Annotated in this window: 9 protein-coding genes; 6 read left to right on the top strand and 3 right to left on the bottom strand. The window is 55.6% G+C overall.

What is annotated here, in order from left to right; all coding sequences use genetic code 11:
- The first annotated feature begins 275 nt into the window (after nt 1-275).
- On the top strand, nt 276-743 hold the full coding sequence (locus VGF98_14685; GenBank protein HEY1682890.1) for a hypothetical protein: 468 nt from the start codon (nt 276-278) through the stop codon (nt 741-743).
- 470 nt (nt 744-1,213) lie between these two features.
- Complete coding sequence (locus VGF98_14680; GenBank protein HEY1682889.1) at nt 1,214-1,474, top strand: hypothetical protein; 261 nt, start codon at nt 1,214-1,216, stop codon at nt 1,472-1,474.
- A gap of 913 nt (nt 1,475-2,387) precedes the next feature.
- Here the strand turns inward: VGF98_14680 and VGF98_14675 are convergent.
- From VGF98_14675 to VGF98_14665, 3 genes are all read right to left on the bottom strand, one after another.
- The gene (locus tag VGF98_14675; GenBank protein ID HEY1682888.1) at nt 2,388-2,975 is read right to left on the bottom strand and encodes a hypothetical protein; all 588 of its coding nucleotides are present in this window, start codon (nt 2,973-2,975) and stop codon (nt 2,388-2,390) included.
- A 1,016-nt stretch (nt 2,976-3,991) separates the two neighbouring features.
- The gene (locus tag VGF98_14670; protein HEY1682887.1) at nt 3,992-4,318 is read right to left on the bottom strand and encodes a hypothetical protein; all 327 of its coding nucleotides are present in this window, start codon (nt 4,316-4,318) and stop codon (nt 3,992-3,994) included.
- 457 nt (nt 4,319-4,775) lie between these two features.
- Nucleotides 4,776-5,417 carry a hypothetical protein gene (locus tag VGF98_14665; GenBank protein ID HEY1682886.1) on the bottom strand — a complete coding sequence of 214 codons (642 nt, stop codon included), beginning with the start codon at nt 5,415-5,417 and terminating at the stop codon, nt 4,776-4,778.
- A 386-nt stretch (nt 5,418-5,803) separates the two neighbouring features.
- Here VGF98_14665 and VGF98_14660 point away from each other — a divergent pair, with 386 nt between their 5' ends.
- From VGF98_14660 to VGF98_14645, 4 genes are all read left to right on the top strand, one after another.
- A complete protein-coding gene (locus tag VGF98_14660; GenBank protein HEY1682885.1) occupies nt 5,804-11,113 on the top strand; it encodes a DEAD/DEAH box helicase in 5,310 nt (1,769 codons plus the stop codon).
- On the top strand, nt 11,113-13,890 hold the full coding sequence (locus VGF98_14655; protein ID HEY1682884.1) for a helicase-related protein: 2,778 nt from the start codon (nt 11,113-11,115) through the stop codon (nt 13,888-13,890). Before VGF98_14660 ends, VGF98_14655 begins: the two co-directional genes overlap by 1 nt.
- A 188-nt stretch (nt 13,891-14,078) precedes the next feature.
- A complete protein-coding gene (locus VGF98_14650; GenBank protein ID HEY1682883.1) occupies nt 14,079-17,747 on the top strand; it encodes a hypothetical protein in 3,669 nt (1,222 codons plus the stop codon).
- Between the two features lie 7 nt (nt 17,748-17,754).
- Complete coding sequence (locus tag VGF98_14645) at nt 17,755-18,519, top strand: HNH endonuclease (GenBank protein ID HEY1682882.1); 765 nt, start codon at nt 17,755-17,757, stop codon at nt 18,517-18,519.
- The last annotated feature ends 746 nt before the right edge of the window (nt 18,520-19,265 follow it).

Below are 19,265 nucleotides of genomic sequence, written 5' to 3'. Positions count from 1 at the left end.
GAATGGGAAGGAGTTCTAACGCTACCGACAATCGGGGCTATCGCATCCGCCTGAACCCGTTGTGTGGTCACGGCGGGCATGAGCGAAGGCTACACGTCAAACGAGTTTCAGGCTGTGGGAAAAAGCGTTGCTGGCGTGCAAGGATGCCGATCGCGCTCATTTCGCCGATGGATCCTGCGCTGGATGGATGACCACGGCGCATTCGGCCGGGGACCGAGAAGCTAAGCGAGAAGGGGTGTTAACCAGAAATTCCGCTTGAAGGAGGCTTCGCTCTAATGTATTTTGCCGATGACTTTTTTGCCGCTGACTTTAAAGAAGATCCCACGAGTATTCTCGTTCGCTTTGTCCAGGACATTGAACAGTTTATCGACGATCTGATCTACGGAGAAACGCTGTTAAAACGTAAATTTGTTTTCCGGCCCGCACGGTTGAAGCAATTATTTATCTCGGCGTGGGACGAGCTGACAAAATCGGGCTACATCAAAGACTTCATTCGTGTCATTGAAAACAAATGCACCAAAGAGGTTCAACGCGACTACGGGCTCGAGGGAGAACAGTTGAAGCTCAAAATGAGCCTCATACACGACAGGGTGCAGAAATTCTTAGACTCTGGTACCGCGGCCGCACTGGTAAAAGCTCTCGACGCTGTGGACGCACTGTTAGACAGCCTCGTGCTGGCGGTGGGTTTTGGCGATGCGCTGAAGGAGTTAAAGCAAAGCTTCGGTCTTTGTGTGACTCGGTAGAATCGCTCGCGCAAATACGTGATGCGGCGTCTGTCGATAAGAGGGCGAACAAAATGGCGCTCAACCAGGCGTCGCTTGGCGCTGCGTACCAGCACACCTACTAACCGACATTCGAATAGTGCAAGCTGGTAGAGGTAACGTGCTTGTTCACCGCCGAGCTCCAGACTGAGTGGAGTGAGGTTGGCGTGCCATCTCGATGTTCCTCGGATGAACAACTACGGGCACCAGGTGCTCACTTTGAAGACGGTAGTCCGATCGCCGTTGATGCGCCTCCGTCATCTTTGCCTGGGGTGCTTGCAAACTGAATGCATCTAGTTATGGTTAGCACGACGAGCATTATCTGTGGTTCACCTTGCTCGTTCTGCCGGTTTTGCGATTTGGTCCTGACCTCTTAGCGACTAAGCAAGTTCGTCGGACGTAATTTCCGGATACTTAATTCGCGTAACGCACGACAATGAGCGCAACCATTCGTGGGCCGCATACCGCCGACTCTTCAGCATCGATTCCAGCCGTTGATGCAAGTCCCACAAAATAGCACGGCATTCTTCGTTCAACCTAATCAGCTCTGCCTTGAGCGGATCGTCATCCCCCGCAGCGACTTGCTCAAGACGTTGTTGCTCGATGTCACGCGCTCTGCGATTAACGATATCATTCGCAAGGACTTCATGTTGCTCGGCGTCGCTCAATCTCCAGTAGAACTTTGGATCAAAACGATCAAGTACATCCGCTAGGTCGGATGCTAAAAACAATGTGAGAGTCCGCGCAAACGCAGCCTCATCCTAGCCGCGATCAGGAAACTTATAGGACATGTTCTCTACTGAACTCAGCAGCATCTGAAGTGCACCAATAGCTTGTCGTATCAACACCGACTCGCGTTGTCTCGAACGCCACAATGTGATAACGCTTTGATAGCCGAGTGTGAGCAGGGCGCCGAGCGACCCGGAAACCAGCGCCAACATCCACGTACTCGCTATACCACTCCCTTCAAGAGCGCTCCGTCCTGTTATGATTCGCGTAAAAGTACATTCCGGAATCATGCCACTGACGACTGCGCCTTAGCTCGGTATCTTCACTGGCATTTAAGAGATGATTGTTACGGTGGCGTATCCCAGAATCACAGCGGGACTTCGGGCGTCTCCCTTTCGCCCCCAGCACTCGCTCCGCGCTTGCAGCTCGACGCTTCGCTGGCCGGCTGAGAAAGCGCGAACCACGTCTGTGGCCTCAAATGAAACACTATAGCCATGAACGCATGAAGCGCTCAGTTCGGCGGCCGGCCATGGCATCTCGCCGCAGGCTTTCTCCGGGTCTTCATTGTCGGTTTGACAGTAGACTTCCGAGTCAAAGTGTATTCTCGTCGACACAGTTTATCGCTGCTCGCTTTCCTGACAAGCGACCTTGGTCGCGAATAAGGTATTCAATCCGCCGAAGCTAGTCGCTGGATTCTCCTGCGGCTAAATCGCTGTCGCCAGAATGGTAAGAAAGGCCTTTACCTTGCTGACTATGTCGGCCGCCTCTTCCGCTGTGTACCTTTGTGCGGGATGCATTGTGGGATTGCGCCATGCCCATCGCACATGATCTAGATGAGCGTTCAATTCGTGCATCTTGGTTTTGACCGCCTTTTCGTTCGGCGATGAGCTTGCCAGTTTATCGATTGGAGCGCCCAATCTCGTTTGATATGGCGCCCCAAGTCTTATGCGGGGTTCCCACGAGACCTAATGCGTTTCCGAATGCTTGAACGCCGATTTCCATCATCCGCATGAGGTGAAATACGGCGGCGGTTGATCGCGCAAGCGAGTTGCATTTCTCAGCCTCTTCTATATCTTCGATCATAGTCGGAAATCGTGCGACGACGTCGGTCCAGCCGTTGAGTGGCGTAACGAAGTGACTCGCATTGCTCGAAGAAACATATAGGAAGTAGTGCTGCTTGAGTTCATTCGCTGCCGTAAACTTTAGTGTTTCCAAACGGCTCAAAACGGCTGCCGGATTCGGCGTTCCAGCGGGATTGAGAGTACGGCGGAGCTCTCCAATCGCGTGAAGCGTCATCGAAAGTCCTAGCTTTTGACACTCCGTCTCAATATCAGGGATCAGCCGGTTTTGGCTCCCCTGGGCAATCATGAAGCCCACCTCCGGTATTCCAGCTTTGTCTGCATTAAACCCGTACCAAAGGGTCCGCTCGAGCATGGATAGCGCGTCACCGAAGAAGAAGAACTTTGCGACAAAATCACTAATCATTTCGGAGACTTACTAGATGCAGTGCAACAAAACCACCTTGCCTACTTGGCTTCCTAAACGCGCTCGTAGGAGGCCGCTCGCCGATGCTTGTCGCGTTTCGGCACGTGTTGCCCGCGTTCGACGCCACGTCATTGTGGGGGCCGAGCCGGTCGGCATACCACCTGCCGTCCAGGGCCCTCGGTCCGGTTCGCGGTGGGTGTCCTGCTCTGGCGCCCGCGATCGGATGCTTCCAGCTAGAGATCTTATAAGATCTGCGCCCGAGAATGAGCCTGGCGGTAGCACAAAGGCTGTCGCGAGGTCAAACCGCCTGGTTCGGGCTACTCGCTTAGGACGCCGCTTGGAAGCCCGAACGCTTCTCCCGGCCGCACTAAGCCGGGCGCGAGGCCCCATCAGATTCAAAGTGGAAATGTGCCACGGAGACAGGGGATAAACTTTGAAGTTTTCGGTCGGCGATGAGGTTACGTATCAGGGAGAAGGTTACTATGTAACTTCCCGAGCGAAGCCTATTTCCGACGATGCTAGCGAGATCGGTCAAACCGTTTACGATCTGGCCAAAAGCTATGCGGGGAGGCCCGACATCCATAAAATCTCGGACAACGTCGTTAAGTACCGAATCCCTGAAAAAGACTTACTACCCGCGATATAACTGTGCCCCCGATGGCGCATCGATCCAATGCGCTTTTACGTCAACATACGATTGACGCGGCAAACCGGTTGGTAGCTTCATCTGGGCGAGGCGTCCAGGTGCTTGCGAATCACGCATCCGGTCTGAAACTGGGGACGTCAAATACATCGTCAACAAACCCCAAGAGGCGTTTCGGCCGTTAGCGAAAGTTACTTCTGTCCGATATCGTACCGTACGCCTATCGTACGGTTCGCTTGAACCTACTTTTAACTGAGTCGATGGCCATTGTTTCAGCCCCGGGCGAGCGCACTTCAGAGCTGACTTGGGATCGCCCATTAATCGATTTTTCCAAATGGACTTAGTGTAAATTAAAACGTACCGTCGGCAAGCGTTACCGTCGGGCCAACCAATCGACGGCGTTGACGTACTCCGCGTACGGCTCGTGTGAATTCGCCAGTCTGGCGTACACGCGCTTGTTGATTTCAGCGTCAAGATTTTCGTCTGCATGTAGCGCGGTCTGTAGCGCATCGGCCAGTCGTTTCTTTTCCGAGCGATCTTTCGTCGATCGCAACTGTGCTTCGAGCGATTCAATCTCCTCGTCGAGTTGCTTCGAGATGGTCGAACGCTGCTTGGACCATTCCCCCGCTGCAGCTTGAGCGAATAAAAGTAAGAGATACCAAGGGATGCGTTTAACACCGCGTGCTGACGGGCGCTTCAACACATGTGACTTTGTCGCCACTCGCGGCGCATCGGCGTTAGGATAGAGTTTGAGAATATATTTGGTGCGGCCTGACGGTGGCGGCTTGCCTCGCTGCGGTGCTTGCAATACCTCAGCTAGCCCTTGAGCGCGAAGTCTGCCAGCTAATGCAGTGTCGTCCGTGGCGCGTAAGTTCGCGCCCGTTTGTCGTATGGTGTCCGATAACCAATCGCGTTCGACCGGCTCTTTTAGCGCCATAGCGATGGGTAAAAGATTCGATCGCTGTCCTCTGGGCATATATCGTCTCAACCTCCTACTGCATTTCCCCTTCGACACTCGAAGCTAAAGTCACGCTAATCTGGGCAAACAATGGCATGCGCGCCGGTCATTGAGTTTTACGGCGAAGGCCATCTATAAGGTTGCTGAATACCGTCGTCGTCAACGCATCCATCGTCCGCGAAGAGGTGGCGGAGCAAGTCTAGGGCGCGGGCGGATTTGCCGTCGGAGGCTGAACCTTTCCAGGGCAGATCTCCGAGTTGTTCATGGCGGAGAAGTAATCTTTGTCCAGCGCGTCGTCTTCCCCATTGTTATCAACGAACCACAAAGAGCCCGGAGCGATCTTGACCACTTTAAATATCCAGTTTTCCGGCGGTTGAGTCTCGCCACTTACTGATTGATAGCAAAGGAAAACGCAAACCTCGTCCCCTTCCCTCATTGTCTCCGGGGTTGTGTGGGCGCATGAGGATCCAATAAAGAGCGTTCGCCCATTCCCTTTCGAAAGCCGATTGATAATCTCACTCGGTCGGCGAGCTATTGGAGTGAAGTTCATGTCCGGCTGATCTTGCGACTGGCGAAAATAGCACATCGCAGAAATATTGGTTGCTGCGAAATCGCCATCATTTGCGATCGTAACAGTGTCGGGTGATTTGCCGCTGCCAATATTAGCTTTCACGTCGAATTGTGGGAGTGCGTTAAGGTGCGTTTCGCTCCAGAGTCCCCGTGCGAACCACGCTGCCGCAATCGTGGCCACTGCTACGACTAGAGTGCCGCCAGCTATGGCAATATTCGCGATCAGAGCCAGTAAGTCGTAAGCGTCGCGCGACTTCCGCGGCGGGTTCACAGCCGAATGCCAGGCACCTTCACCGACTGTGCGCAAAACCGTAGCGCATCTTCATAATGTACGTTCCGACTCGAAACCTATGCCCACCTGCGGGTGGCACGTCGAATCAGCTTCGCCCAATAGCGCCCCTCGCGGGGCCGTCCGCACGGCAACAAGGCCGAACCAGTTCACGGTCTGCTTACTCCTGGTGGCCGGCCTGGCTGACGTTACGGTCGGATAGAATGGCCGCGTGCTCATGCCCGCGGCCTGCTGTGCGGCTCAGGCCCATGGCTAACGAGACCCTGTGTTTGGCCGCAAGCATTCTCGGAAGGACGGCGAACCAGGGCCAAGCGGATTCATGTAAGACTGGGTCCCGAGTTTGCTTAGCTTTTAGTCGGGTGCTGCAGATGGACGTTTTTGACCTACGCGATACAATCGTAGACGAATACCGCCAGTTCGCGACATCATTTACATTTGTCCATGCTCCTGACATTCGATCGCGAATTCAGGCTATCTACGATAGCGGTCGGTTTTGGCCCGAACCGCTGATTCAGATCAATCCGAATTACCGACGGGGAAATACAGTCGCAGACCTTGTGCGTTTCGGCGCAGTACATCCAAAGTGCGAGGTAATCTTCCGCACGCCGCCCTCCGAAGACCACCCGGAAGGGGAGTCACTGCCGTTGTTCCTTCATCAGGAACAAGCGATCGCGGTGAAAGACGACAGTTTCGTCGTGACGACAGGAACGGGTTCTGGAAAGTCGCTCTGCTTCTTTATTCCCATTATCGACGCGGTACTACGAGAGAAAGAACGCGACGCGACTCCTAGGACTCGCGCCATCGTGGTCTATCCGATGAACGCGCTGGCAAATAGTCAAAAGGAAGAGCTCGACAAATATCTTGGCAACGCAGGCAACCCAGGACCGATCACATATGCCCGGTATACGGGTCAGGAATCGGCCGAAGAGCGCCAGCAGATTGCGCTCAATCCTCCAGACATCCTACTAACCAATTTCATGATGCTCGAGCTCCTCATGACACGTCAGGAGGATGTCGATCGACGAGTCATTGGAAACTGCGCGGGACTTCGCTTCCTGGTACTAGACGAGTTGCATACATATCGGGGGCGGCAAGGTGCAGATGTCGCGCTTTTGGTTCGTCGCGTTCGGGATCGATTAAAGCCGACTGCCCTTCAATGCATCGGTACCTCGGCAACCATGGCCAGTGAGGGATCGCTAGAGGATAAAAACAGGTTAGTCGCGTCCGTTGCCTCCAAGCTTTTTGCCACGCACATAAGCGAAGCTCACGTCATTGCAGAGACTCTCGAGCGCGTCACGGATCCAGCGCAGACTGCTGAGAATGTGCGAGCGGCACTTGGCGTCGCGATTGATAGCGGGATCGAGTCTTCGATTACCAATGCTGCCCTGCGGGTGCACCCGCTAGTGATATGGGTAGAGACGACACTTGGCGTCAAGTGGTCCGAAACGGATCAGCGCTGGCTACGCGCGGAACCTTTGACCGTTAGCGATGCGGTTAAGAGTTTGAGCGTCGACGCAGATCGCGCCGAGGACGCTTGTCGCTTCGCGCTGCGCAATCTATTGCTACTCTCAAGCATCCCGGAAGCGGTGCGCTGCGATGACATTCACGCAAGCAGCCGTGGATTCTTTGCTTTCAAACTGCATCAGTTTATCTCGGGCGCAGGGAGCTGCTTCGCTACTCTTGAGCCTGCTGGGCAGCGAACCATTACCGTTGACGGCCAACAATTTCTTCCAGGCGCCGAGGACAAGAGACTTTACACCGTGCACTTTTGCCGAGAGTGTGGCCAGGAATATCATCCAGTTCGGCTCTTAGCCGATATCCAAGGGCAGTCTATTTTAGCTCGCGATATCGACGACGGCGCCATACCTGACGATGACGCCCCGGACGACAGCGATCCATCTACAGAGGATGACCACGAGCGCTTCGGCTTTCTGATGTTGAATCCAGATGATTCGGACTTCACGTTCAACGATCGTATCGATGGGGAAGATTACCCCGAATTGTGGATTGATACCAATAGCGCGGGCAAACCGCGTTTAAAGCCGAGCTATCGGAACGCGCGTCCGGTTTCGTTGCACGTAGAACCAACCGGGAAAGTTGGGATTGGTCATAAGGCGTGGTTTCTTCCCGGAAAGTTTCGCCTTTGCTTGCGCTGCAAGACAACGTATCAAGGTTCATCGCGGGACCGCACTCGCCTCGCGTCTCTAACGGCAGAGGGTAGAAGCTCAGCAACAACTGTACTCGTTGGATCGACTCTCCGATGGATGAACGGTCCGCATTCCGATCTAGAGCTGTCGAAACGAAAGCTGCTCGGCTTCACCGATAACCGTCAGGATGCCGCCCTACAGGCGGGGCACTTTAATGACTTCCTCTTTGTAAGTCTAGTGCGTGCGGGATTTCTAGCTGCCCTTCAGGACGCGGGTGGCGCGGGTGTCGGAAGCGAGCAGCTTGGAGCAGCTCAACAGCACGCTCTCGGTTTTGATCAAGTCGATGCAAACATGCGTGCCGAGTGGTTACTCGAGCCAGATCTGCGGGGCTTTAACTTACAGGAAGCTGAAAGAACGCTTCGCGATGTTCTCGCATACAGAAGCTGGTTCGATCAGCGTCGCGGATGGCGATACACAAACCCAAATCTAGAACAACTTAATCTTGTACGCGTGGAGTATCTAGGCATCGATGACTTAGCGTCTGACGACGAGCTGTTTCGTGAGGCGCCAGCCCTTCTGCGTGACGCGCCGGTGGGAGTGCGTCGCGACGTCTATAGAACGCTGCTGGACTTTATGCGAAGAGGGATGGCAATTCGGAGCTCGGTTCTCGAATCGACCGCTACCGAGCAACTGCTTTCGCGATCGCATAGCCGTCTTCGTTCGCCGTGGGGTTTCAGCCTCGACGAAAAGCCCAGACCGTCACGGTGGCTCTTCATAAAAGCACCAACTCGCCGTGAAAACAATCTTCGCGATGAGGATATGATTGTGCGCGGTGGAGCACGCAGCTCGCTGGGCCGTGAGCTGAAGCGGCCTAGCCTTTGGGGAAACTCGAACGCTACCCGAAGCATTGACACTAAACAGTACGACGAGATATTGGAGGCTTTGCTGCGCGCCGCAGTAAGGCACGGCTTAATCACAGAGGAGCCAACCCCGTTTGAGAGAGACGGCTGGAAATTAAATGATGGTTGCGTTCGATTCTACGCGTCGGCGCTTTCCGATACTACATCCACACGGGAAAACGTGTTTTTCAGGAATTTTTATATTGCCGTGGCGCATATGTTACGGCGACCAGACCATGCTCTGTTCAGCTTCGAGGCCCGCGAGCATACCGCTCAGGTGGATCAAGACAAGCGAGAGGTTCGCGAGAAGCGTTTTAAGTTTGGCGATAAGGAGCGTCAGGAACTAAATCACGACGACCAGGCACTTCGCGCTTTGGGAGAGGCCAAACGTTTTCTTCCGGTCCTCTTCTGTTCGCCGACGATGGAGCTTGGCGTCGATATATCGGCACTAAATGCAGTCTATCTAAGAAACGTACCCCCCACGCCGGCGAACTATGCTCAGCGTAGCGGTCGCGCAGGCCGGAGTGGCCAGCCTGCACTTGTCATAACGTACAGCTCGGCGCAGAGCCCGCATGATCAGTACTTCTTCCGAAACCCACGTGCTATGGTGCATGGCGAAGTGCGCCCGCCACTCTTAGACCTTGCAAATCGTGAGCTAGTGGACAGCCACCTGCACGCTATCTGGCTTGCGAGCACCGAGATACCACTCGACCCGTCAATCTCTGAACTGCTCGACCTCAGCGAATCCAGCAGACCGGTTCGCACGGATCTTCTGCGCTCCATGGCCTCAGCGAACGTCGCAGCCGAAGCTTTGCAACGGATTGCAAATGTGCTCGAAATGCTCTCCGATGATCTGAACCAGGAAACCTCGGACTGGTACTCTGGGCGCGACGCGTATGCGAGCGAGACTGTAGAGAAGGCGCTTGACCGATTCAAGGCCGCGTTCGACCGCTGGCGCGACCTCTTCGCTGCGGCAGAAGAACAACGCGATGCGGCACGACGAACGATGGATGACTACGCGACCCCTCCCCGAGAAAAACGCGCAGCAAAAAGCCGTCACGACCAGGCGCTCGACCAACTCGATTTGTTGCAAAAGGGTAGCAGCAGCTTTTCGAGCGATTTTTACACATACCGCTATCTTGCGACAGAAGGCTTCCTTCCGGGCTATAACTTCCCAAGGTTGCCGCTGATGGCGTACATCCCCGCCGCGACCGAAGGGCATGGACGCTATCTTCAACGCCCACGATTCCTCGCGCTATCAGAGTTTGGTCCTCGTAGTCTCGTGTACCATGAGGGCAGAGCGTACCGCGTCACTCGCGCTATGCTGTCATTGGGCATCCGGGACGGAGCAACGGCGGAGTACCGACTGCCAACGAGGTCGATTCGCATCTGTTGCGTTTGCGGAGCTGGCCACTTCGATGAGAATGCTTCAACGTGCCGTGGCTGCGGAAGATCACTCGATGACGCCGAGATTATTCGTGACGCTTATAGAATCGAAAATGTCGCGACGCAGCCCGCCGAGCGAATTACTGCAAATGATGAGGAGCGACAACGCCAGGGTTTTGATTTGCAGACGACGTTTCAATGGGCTGAACGCGACCGCCGTCTGGACGTTCGGCGCGCGGAATCGCTAGACGATAAAGGCGTGATCATGCGCCTGTCTTATGGACCAGGAGCGACAATCACCAGGCTTAACAAGGGCCTGCGGCGACGCGCCAATCGCACGCAACTCGGGTTCAAGATCGATCCCGTGTCCGGATATTGGGCTCGTAACAAAGATGACAATGCGGATCCAGACGACCCTAGCACTACGCCGCGGCAATGGATAGTGCCGAGCGTCCAGGATCAGAAGAACGCGCTTTTGATCTTGCCAGCCGAGGAAGACGCTTCCCAAACCACGCTCGCGACCGTACAGCATGCGTTGCTGCGAGGAATCGAATCACTTTTCCAGTTGGAGGAGGGTGAGCTTCTCGCCGAACCGATTCCTGACCGCGAGGCACGTACTGGGTTCCTTTTGTATGAAGCCAGCGAAGGGGGAGCCGGCGTCCTTACGAGACTCGTAATGGACGGTGCAGCGTTCCGCCAGATCGCACGGGCGGCTCTGCGCATCATGCACTACTTATTGCCAGAAGATGGCGAAATTCTGCCAAGCAGCAACGAACTTAAAACTGCCCAGGCGACCCAATGCGTAGCGGGTTGTTACAGGTGTCTTCTTTCATATTACAATCAACCGGACCACGAGGTTATTGATCGCCGGGACGATGGAGCAAAGGAGATACTTCTTCGATTAGCCGCATCAACAACATCGCCACTTCTTGCTAGAACCGGAGCCGCTTTGCCACAGAACGCGAAATCTCCAAGCGATGCTGAAATGAACACGCGTTCGCAGCGCTGGTTTGAACTAGTTACACCGCGCTCTTTGCCCTCTCCTGACTCGGAACCGTTGGAAATTGGCGGAGAGGGCGTGGAACTAGTGTGGCGCTCGCACTACGTAGTCGCATTATTGAGTCAGGTCTCGACCACGCTCGCAGTCGCCCTTCAAGATCAAGGCTTTCTGATTGTAGCGTTCGGCGAGGACGAGGCTGAGTGGCCAATCGCTTTTAGTCGCTTGGAATCGGCGCTCGAGTTGTAATGAAGGCTCTCGAACGATTTGCACCCGGCACCCTCGTCCGTGCGCGAGGTCGTGAGTGGATCACGCTCGAGCATGATGCTGACGTGCTTCGCGTGCGCCCGCTGTCGGGCTCCGGAGCAGATGAGACGGTCATCTACCTTCCGCTTGAGCTCGATCCGGTGCTGCCCGCAACGTTTCCGGCGCCGGTTGCAACGCAGAAAGCCAGCCACGACGCGGCGATGTTGTTGCGGGACGCTTTGCTGTTATCGTTGCGTCGCGGCGCTGGGCCGTTTCGCAGCTTTGGGCATCTGTCGATAGAACCGCGCGCATACCAGCTCGTCCCATTGCTAATGGCGTTGAAGCTTGAAACAGTACGGCTACTAATCGCTGATGACGTCGGAGTCGGTAAGACAATCGAAGCTGGACTCATCGCAAGGGAGCTACTTGATCGTGGCGAGATCTCGCGCATAGCAGTGCTGTGTCCACCACATCTCGTTGAGCAGTGGGTAGAAGAACTGGAGCGAGCATTCCATATTCGTGCCCTCCCCGTTACGGCGGCAAGCGCGGCGCGGTTAGAGCGCGATCTTCCGCCGACCGAAGGCATTTTCGAGGCGCACTCGTTTACAGTCGTGAGCCTCGACTACATTAAGAGCGACAAACGGAGAGGCGAATTCCTTCGCGCCTGTCCCGAGTTCGTTATTGTAGATGAAGCCCACACTTGTGCTGCGGTCGGCAAGGGCAGACACCAGCGCTACGAGTTGCTTCGCGAACTCTCGAAGTCTATCGACCGACACCTAGTGATGCTGACGGCGACTCCGCACAGTGGAGACGAAGCCGCATTCTATCGCCTCTTGGGCCTACTAGATCCGGAATTCGAGCAACTCCCGAGCGCAAGGGAAGATAGACGTCAGGAATTACGCGAAAAACTTTCTCGGCACTTTGTGCAACGGCGGCGGCCGGACATTGATGAGTGGAAAGAGGGGAGACTCTTCCCGCGCCGTGAAACCGCCGAACTGACTTACAGTCTTTCCGGACCGTGGCGTACATTCTTCGATAACGTCCTCGACTATTGCGCCTCAATCGTTGAGCGGGGCGCACCAGACGAGCATCGGCGAAGATTGAATTTCTGGGGAACGCTCGCGCTTATGCGATGTGCGTCTTCAAGTCCGGCTGCGGCGGCAGAAACATTGCGAAACCGACAGAGCAATGAGGTCACCGTTGACGAGGGAGCACTTGAAGACGAAGTCTTTGATGGTACACCTGACGCTCTACCAAACGACGACGTACAATCGCCAATAATCATGCCAGATCCGTTGCTTAGTGGGCTCATTAAGCAGGCGGAGCAGCTGAAGGGACAGGGCGGAGACCCGAAGCTCAAGCTATTGACAGCGCACCTAGAATCCCTGATTGCTGAAGGCTTCAACCCGGTCGTGTTTTGTCGCTACATTCCCACGGCGCACTACCTGAAGAGACAGCTCGACGGGCGCTTTACCGGCGTCGCCGTCGAGGTCGTCACCGGTGAATTCACATCAGCCGAACGCGAGTTACGTGTTGAAGCACTCGGGACCGCCGAGCGCCGATTGCTCGTGGCCACTGATTGTCTTTCCGAGGGAGTCAATCTCCAAGAATATTTTGACGCGGTTGTCCACTACGATCTATCTTGGAATCCGACACGTCACGAACAACGCGAAGGCCGAGTCGATCGATTCGGTCAAGAGAGTCCTACCGTCAGGGCGAGCCTGATATACGGCGAGGACAACCCTGTCGACGGAGCCGTCTTGAAAGTGATCCTTCGCAAAGCGGAGAGTATCCGGCGCGAGCTCGGCGTTTCAGTGCCGCTGCCCGACGACGGCCATCGACTTACACAAGCACTAATGCGTGCAGTCCTGTTGCGCGGCGATCGTCGTCAGAAACAATTTAGCTTCGACTATGATCGAGTTGAAGCGCGCGAAATTGAACTGGTCTGGCGGAACGTAGCCGAGACCGCCAAGCGTAATCGTACGGTGTTCGCCCAGGGCCGACTACGGCCTGACGATGTCATGCCAGAGTGGCGTCGCACTCTAACAGCCATTGGCGGAGATGACGACGTCAGACGGTTCGCGAGTCGCGCGCTCGCTCGGCTCGGCGCCGGTTTAGAATCGATGAAGCGAGGCTACAAGGTCCCGCTGCTCGGACTTCCGGAGGATATTCAGGAACGATTGGAGGCGGAAGGGCTCACCGGCACGCTGCGCGTGGACTTCGTGTATCCCGCGCGGGGTTGCATGTCGGTCCTTCGAAGTCATCCGCTCATCGCGGTGCTCGCGGACGCACTGCTCGAGCGGAGCCTAGCATCAGGCCCGGACCTTGAAAGCTCCGATCCGGCGATGTTAGGGCGAACGGGATGCTGGATCGCCCCGGTGACAACGCGCACAGTCATAGCCTTGCTACGTGCACGTCACCAGCTCACGACGACGGGCCTTAGGCCCAGTAGTTTGCTCGTTGAGGAAGCAACGGCAGTTGCTTGGCAGGGGACCGACGAGGGCCTCAGCTACTCCGATTACGCTCTGTCGTTGCTAGCGCTACCCGTGGTCGGCGATCCGCCTATTGTTGTCCAGGAGCGAGAGATCACCCGCGCATTGTTGTCCCTAACTGGTCGTGCTGCGGAAATCAACGCCTTCGCCGAACGACGAGCTCAGGAACTGTTGTCCGACCATAGGCGTGTTCGCGAGGCTGCACAAGCGCGCGGAAGTTATTCTGTCAAGTCGCTTTTGCCGCCCGACATCATCGGTGTCTACATCTTGCTACCGAACATTCAATGAAAATTGGGAGACGCGCCCGTCGCAAGCAGAGCCGGCTAGCTTTTGAGGCACTCTCGATTGAAGGTGGACTACTCTCGCCGGAGTGGCTTTCGAGAATAGCTTTGCTTGAGGCCTCCGGACAATCGGAGACAGATTATCGAATCCCCAAGGGACTCAACCTGAGGGACGAGATCGGGCGATACTGGCGTATGTCGCAAGCCCTTTGGGCCGAGTTTAAAGCGGGCCTTCCTAGTACAGGAAACCACGCGACGTTAGCTCAGCGTTTCACAGATGCGCTGCTTCGAGAAGTCCTCGGCTTTGGCGGCGTAGAGCACGCCATCGTTGGCGAGGTCGACGGCAACGACTATCCCCTCGCGTTTTACGGAGCCGCCCGAGTTCCAGTTGCGATCGCCGCTGCAAGTGAAGGCCTGGACACGCCATCGAGCCGCTTCGGAGATGGCACGCGTCGGCGAAGCGCCTTCGGTCTTGTCCAGGAGTATCTCAACGGTCCGCACGCCAGTTTGTGGGGGATGGCGACGGACGGAATACGATTGCGGTTGCTGCGCGAGAATGCTAGCATGACCCGCCCAACATGGATTGAAGTTGACCTGGAGCGGTTGTTTTCGGAAGAGCGATTTGCCGACTTCGTTCCGCTGTGGTTGCTCATACACGACAGCCGATTCGGTGCGCTGGAAGCGATGCGGGAGGGTTCCTGGCTGGAGGCCTGGCGAATAGCCGGCCGCGACGATGGTACTCGTGCTCGTGACAAGCTTCGAGACGGTGTCGAGGCCGCGCTCGTGGTCTTGGGCCAGGCTTTCCTTGCGAACCGCGACAATCGCGAGCTTCGTCAATCGCTTGAAGACGGCACGCTGTCGACGCAAACTTACTTCCAGGAGTTGTTGCGGCTTGTTTATAGGCTCATCTTCCTCCTAACAATCGAAGAGCGCGATTTACTCCATCCCCCAGATTGCTCCACGTCAGCGAAAGCTCTGTACGCCAAAGGCTACGGCCTACGAGCTCTTCGAGAGCGTTCAAGTCGACGTGCTGCGCGTGACAGGTTCACCGATCTTTGGCAAGCACTTAAGATTGTCTTTCGCGGCGCGGCCCATGGCGAGGCGCGCTTGGCGATACCAGCGCTCGGTGGTCTCTTTGCCGACGACCAATGCCAAACGCTTGATGCCGCAAAGCTAGAGAACTGGGCTTTGCTCGAGGCCGTCTTCCGATTGGGATGGTTGCGCGAAGAAAGCGGCATTGCCCGCGTCAATTGGCGCGACATGGGCCCAGAAGAGCTCGGGAGCATCTACGAGAGCCTTCTCGACCTTCGGCCGCAACTTTCAATTGCAGGCCGTAGCTTCGAATTCGCAGGTAAAAAAGAGGCTAAAGGCAACGCCCGCAAGCTCTCGAGCAGCTTCTACACGCACGATAACTTGGTCCAAACGCTGCTCGATGCGGCGATTGAGCCGATCATAGACTCCGCAATCGCAAAGCATCCGGCAGACGCGTCAGAAGCCATATTGCGCCTGGCAGTAGTGGACCCTGCTTGCGGAAGCGGGCACTTCCTACTCGGCGCCGCTCGTCGGCTTGGCTCACAAGTTGCACGTCTCCGCGCAAACGGGACACCCTCACTTTCAGAGTATCGTGAAGCCCTGCGACTTGTAATCTCAAGCTGCATATACGGCGTAGATCGTAATCCGATGGCCGTCGAGCTCTGCAAGGCTGCACTTTGGATCGAGACCGTCGTGCCAGGTCGGCCGCTATCATTTCTTGATTCGCATATACGCTGTGGGGACGCCTTGCTGGGCGTTCTTGACCTAGCCCAGTTAGATAGAGGCATTCCCGCCGAGGCGTTCGAGGCCAGGGAAGGCGATGATAGGGCCGTCGCAAAGGCGCTCCGCCTCAGGAACAAGCAGAGAATCGAAGACATTAATACGTTGCCGCTCTTCGCAGCAGCAGCTACTGCTCATTCTATGGAGCTTCTCCCGGAAGATACCGTCGAACAAGTGAAGGCAAAGCGCACGGCACTTGCCGCCGCGGAGGCCGAGCCCTCGATGGTGGCGGCTCGTCAGCGGGCGAACCTCGTTTGTGCTGCTTTTTTCGTTCGAAAGACGAAGGCGACGGAGTCTCAAGTTCCCTTAACGTCAGATGTAGACAAGCTAGCTATCGGGGAACAGTCACGTGCTGGAGCGGTCGCCGTCGCCAACGAACTGGCCGGCATACACAATTTCTTTCACTGGCCGCTAATGTTCCCGGACGTATTTGCTCGTGGCGGATTCCATCTGGTCCTGGGAAACCCACCTTGGAAGCCGATGAGTCCGGACGCGAAGGAGTTTTTTGCGCCACTCGACCCTTCTGTACGTGACGCGGCCCCCGCGGACCAGGAGCGGCTAATCGCTGACCTGCTTCTCACGCCTGGTCTGCAATCTGCTTGGGACGAACATTGCCGGACGCTGTACGATACGGCTGCGTTCATAAAGGAAAGTGGACGATTCAGCATGTTTGCTGAAGGTAACCTCGGCAAAGGAGATTTTAACGTTTACCGCATGTTCGTCGAGACAGCATTGTGCGCCGTACGTGCCGAGGGAATCGCGGCACAGCTAGTGCCCGAAAACCTCTACAACGGGGCGAATGCGGCTGCCCTCCGTGCAACACTATTCAACGACTTCAATTTGTTGATGCTGATCGGGTTTCAGAACACGCGAAATATCTGGTTTCCCGCCGTCTACCATAGAACAAAGTTTTGCATGTACGTTGCACGGCGGGAGCCGGCGGCAGAAACGTTCTTAGCAGCCTTTGGCGTAAACACTCTAGCAAAGCTGGAAGCCGCGAGAGCTGGCCGTGCGATTAAGTACCCGCTTGATCAGGTTCGAGAGTCTAGCCCCGACGCATTAGCTGTCACGGAGATAATGCATCCCAGCGACGTTGCGATCGTCCAGAAGCTCTATGCAAGGTTTCCAAAGTTCGGGGTGGATGGCGGTGGTCTCGCAGCACGCGACTATGCGAGGGAACTCGATATGGGCAATGATCGGGAGTCGTTTGGTAATGATCCAACCGGACTCCCGCTGTATGAGGGCAGGATGGTTGCGGCGTTTGATCACCGGGCCAAGGCATATGTCTCTGGGCGCGCTCGAAGCGCGCACTGGAAAGAGTTGATCTTCGGTGCTGATGAAAAGTCGATCAAATCTCAATGGCGTGTAGCAAGCGGCGATCTACCAAGAGACATAGCGGAGCGGTGTAATCAATATCGCTTAGGCTTTTGCGACGTGGCAAGTCCTACAAACGCTCGCACGCTGGTTGCCGCTCTAATCCCGACAGGCGTCGTTTGCGGTCAGCCCGTACCCACTATCACGTTTAGCCCGAATGACCCGCGGTTGACTATGCTTTGGCTCGGGGTGGCAAACGCAATCTGTGTTGACTATTTGGCGCGAAAGAAAGTATCTCTGCATATGACCTTTAGCTACATGGACAGTCTTCCGCTTCCGAGGCAGTTCGAGAGTTCTGCGCTTGAAGTAACAATAGCTGCGAAGTCTCTCAAACTTACGGCCACAGGAGCGGAAATGGCTGCATTCTGGACGAGCACTGCGCTACTGCTCGGAATGGATCCGGACCTGGACCAGCCTTGCGAAGACTTCGCAGAGCGAGAACGCCTTCGAAGTGAGCTCGACGTGCTCGTCGCGCGAGACGTGTTCGGGCTAAACCGAGATGAAATGCTGTATCTACTTGAACCGTCGGCCGTTCTAGGTCCAGAATGCGATTTCGAAACATTTGGACCCCTTCGGCGGAACGAGGAGAAAATGTACGGTGAGTTTCGCACTGGTCGGTTAATCCTCGAGACTTGGGACGCCCTGCCGTCCCCCGACAAGGCCCCTCGGAGAGCGTAGAACGTCGATGATTCCTCCACTCGCGGCAACGCGGTTAAGAAAGATCGCAGTCGACAACGGTTTCGACCTGGAGGAGGTGCCGCTCGACCGTTGGCTGCCATTTGCAAGCACAAAAACCCCCTTGCGAATCTGGTTGTCGATCGGCGATAGCGCTAGGCCGACGGCAGCTTTGTCGCTCTCTAATGTGGAGCAGGAGCTCTCGGAATACGGGAACACGAGCGGCCTAGCGCTTCCAGCGGGAGCGTCCGGTGCTATTCGAACCAATGATTTTGAGCAGCTGCACCATCTAGTGCGGCGTGCATTTCAGCTATCTCTGTTGCTACCGGATGGGCTATTGCACAGGTTTGAGGAAGAGACATCAAACTTGCTTAGAAGCACGGAGGCCGAACGACTTGTGGTGCTGCGTATCGGTCAAGGCATCTACCGCCAGGGCTTAATCGAATATTGGAAAGGGCGATGCGCAATTACAGGACTCGAAACGGTTGAGATCCTTCGCGCAAGCCACAGCAAACCGTGGTCCGACTGTACTGACGATGCCGAGCGATTAGATGTGTTTAACGGCTTCTTGCTCGCCCCGCATCTTGACGCTCTGTTTGACGGCGGTTTCATGACAATAGATGGCGCGGGGCTCGTTATATTTTCTGAGGCGCTTTCTCAGCTTGCTCGAGACACACTTGGGCTCAAAAGTGTAATGCGCACATCTGAGCTCACAGATGCCCATCGCGCGTATTTGGCGTGGCACCAGCAACGCATTTTTAGGCAAAATGAATGAATCGAGCGGAAGACCAACATGGTACCAGGGGTCGTCTCGAGTTCAACTCGTGCGGTGGGTAAACGAAAAAGTAACCAGTGACGGTTGTTGAGATTCAAAGAAACCGCATTAGCCATTGGCGTGCCGCCGCTCTATTATGAAACCTCTCTACATCGGTTTTAGCCATGGTCCCATCTTGGACGACCCGATCGCTGAACGGGTTCGCGAAACCGGCAATCTGGGTGGGTGACTTGCGAACGCGCGTGCAGCTACACCCGCCTCGCCTTCACTTTGGCTAAGGGCGATTGATTGATCCGCAGGCACCACACTCGAAGAACACGGCGACGAGTTGATGCCCTGCCGTCCGGCGAACCAATACGGATTGGCAGTTCCCGCAAAGCAAGCTCGGTGCCGAGTTGTCGCTGCCCTCAACCATGGGCTCGTCGGACTTACCAGTACGCGTAAGAATCGTACCAACGCCTTCGACTTCTTCCCGCGGAATGACGGTCATTTGATGAGACTTACGACCCATTTTGTTTTTACTCCAATGAGTGAAGCGGAGCTACGATATCAGGACGTTCTACTTTCAATGGTGAAGGGCCGTCTTGGCAATCAGCCCGGATCGGTTTCGCACTTCGAATTTCTTCAATAACACCTTGACGTGGTTGCGGACCGTACTGACGCTACGATTGAGTTCCGTAGCTATCTCGCTGTAAGATTTTCCCTGATTCAGATGAAAAGCATTGTTCGCTGCACAGGGGCAATCG

This window comes from Candidatus Tumulicola sp. (assembly GCA_036490475.1).
Lineage (GTDB): Bacteria > Vulcanimicrobiota > Vulcanimicrobiia > Vulcanimicrobiales > Vulcanimicrobiaceae > Tumulicola.
The sequence above is the reverse complement of the archived record's forward strand: the minus strand, read 5'-3'. Positions and strand labels throughout refer to the sequence as shown.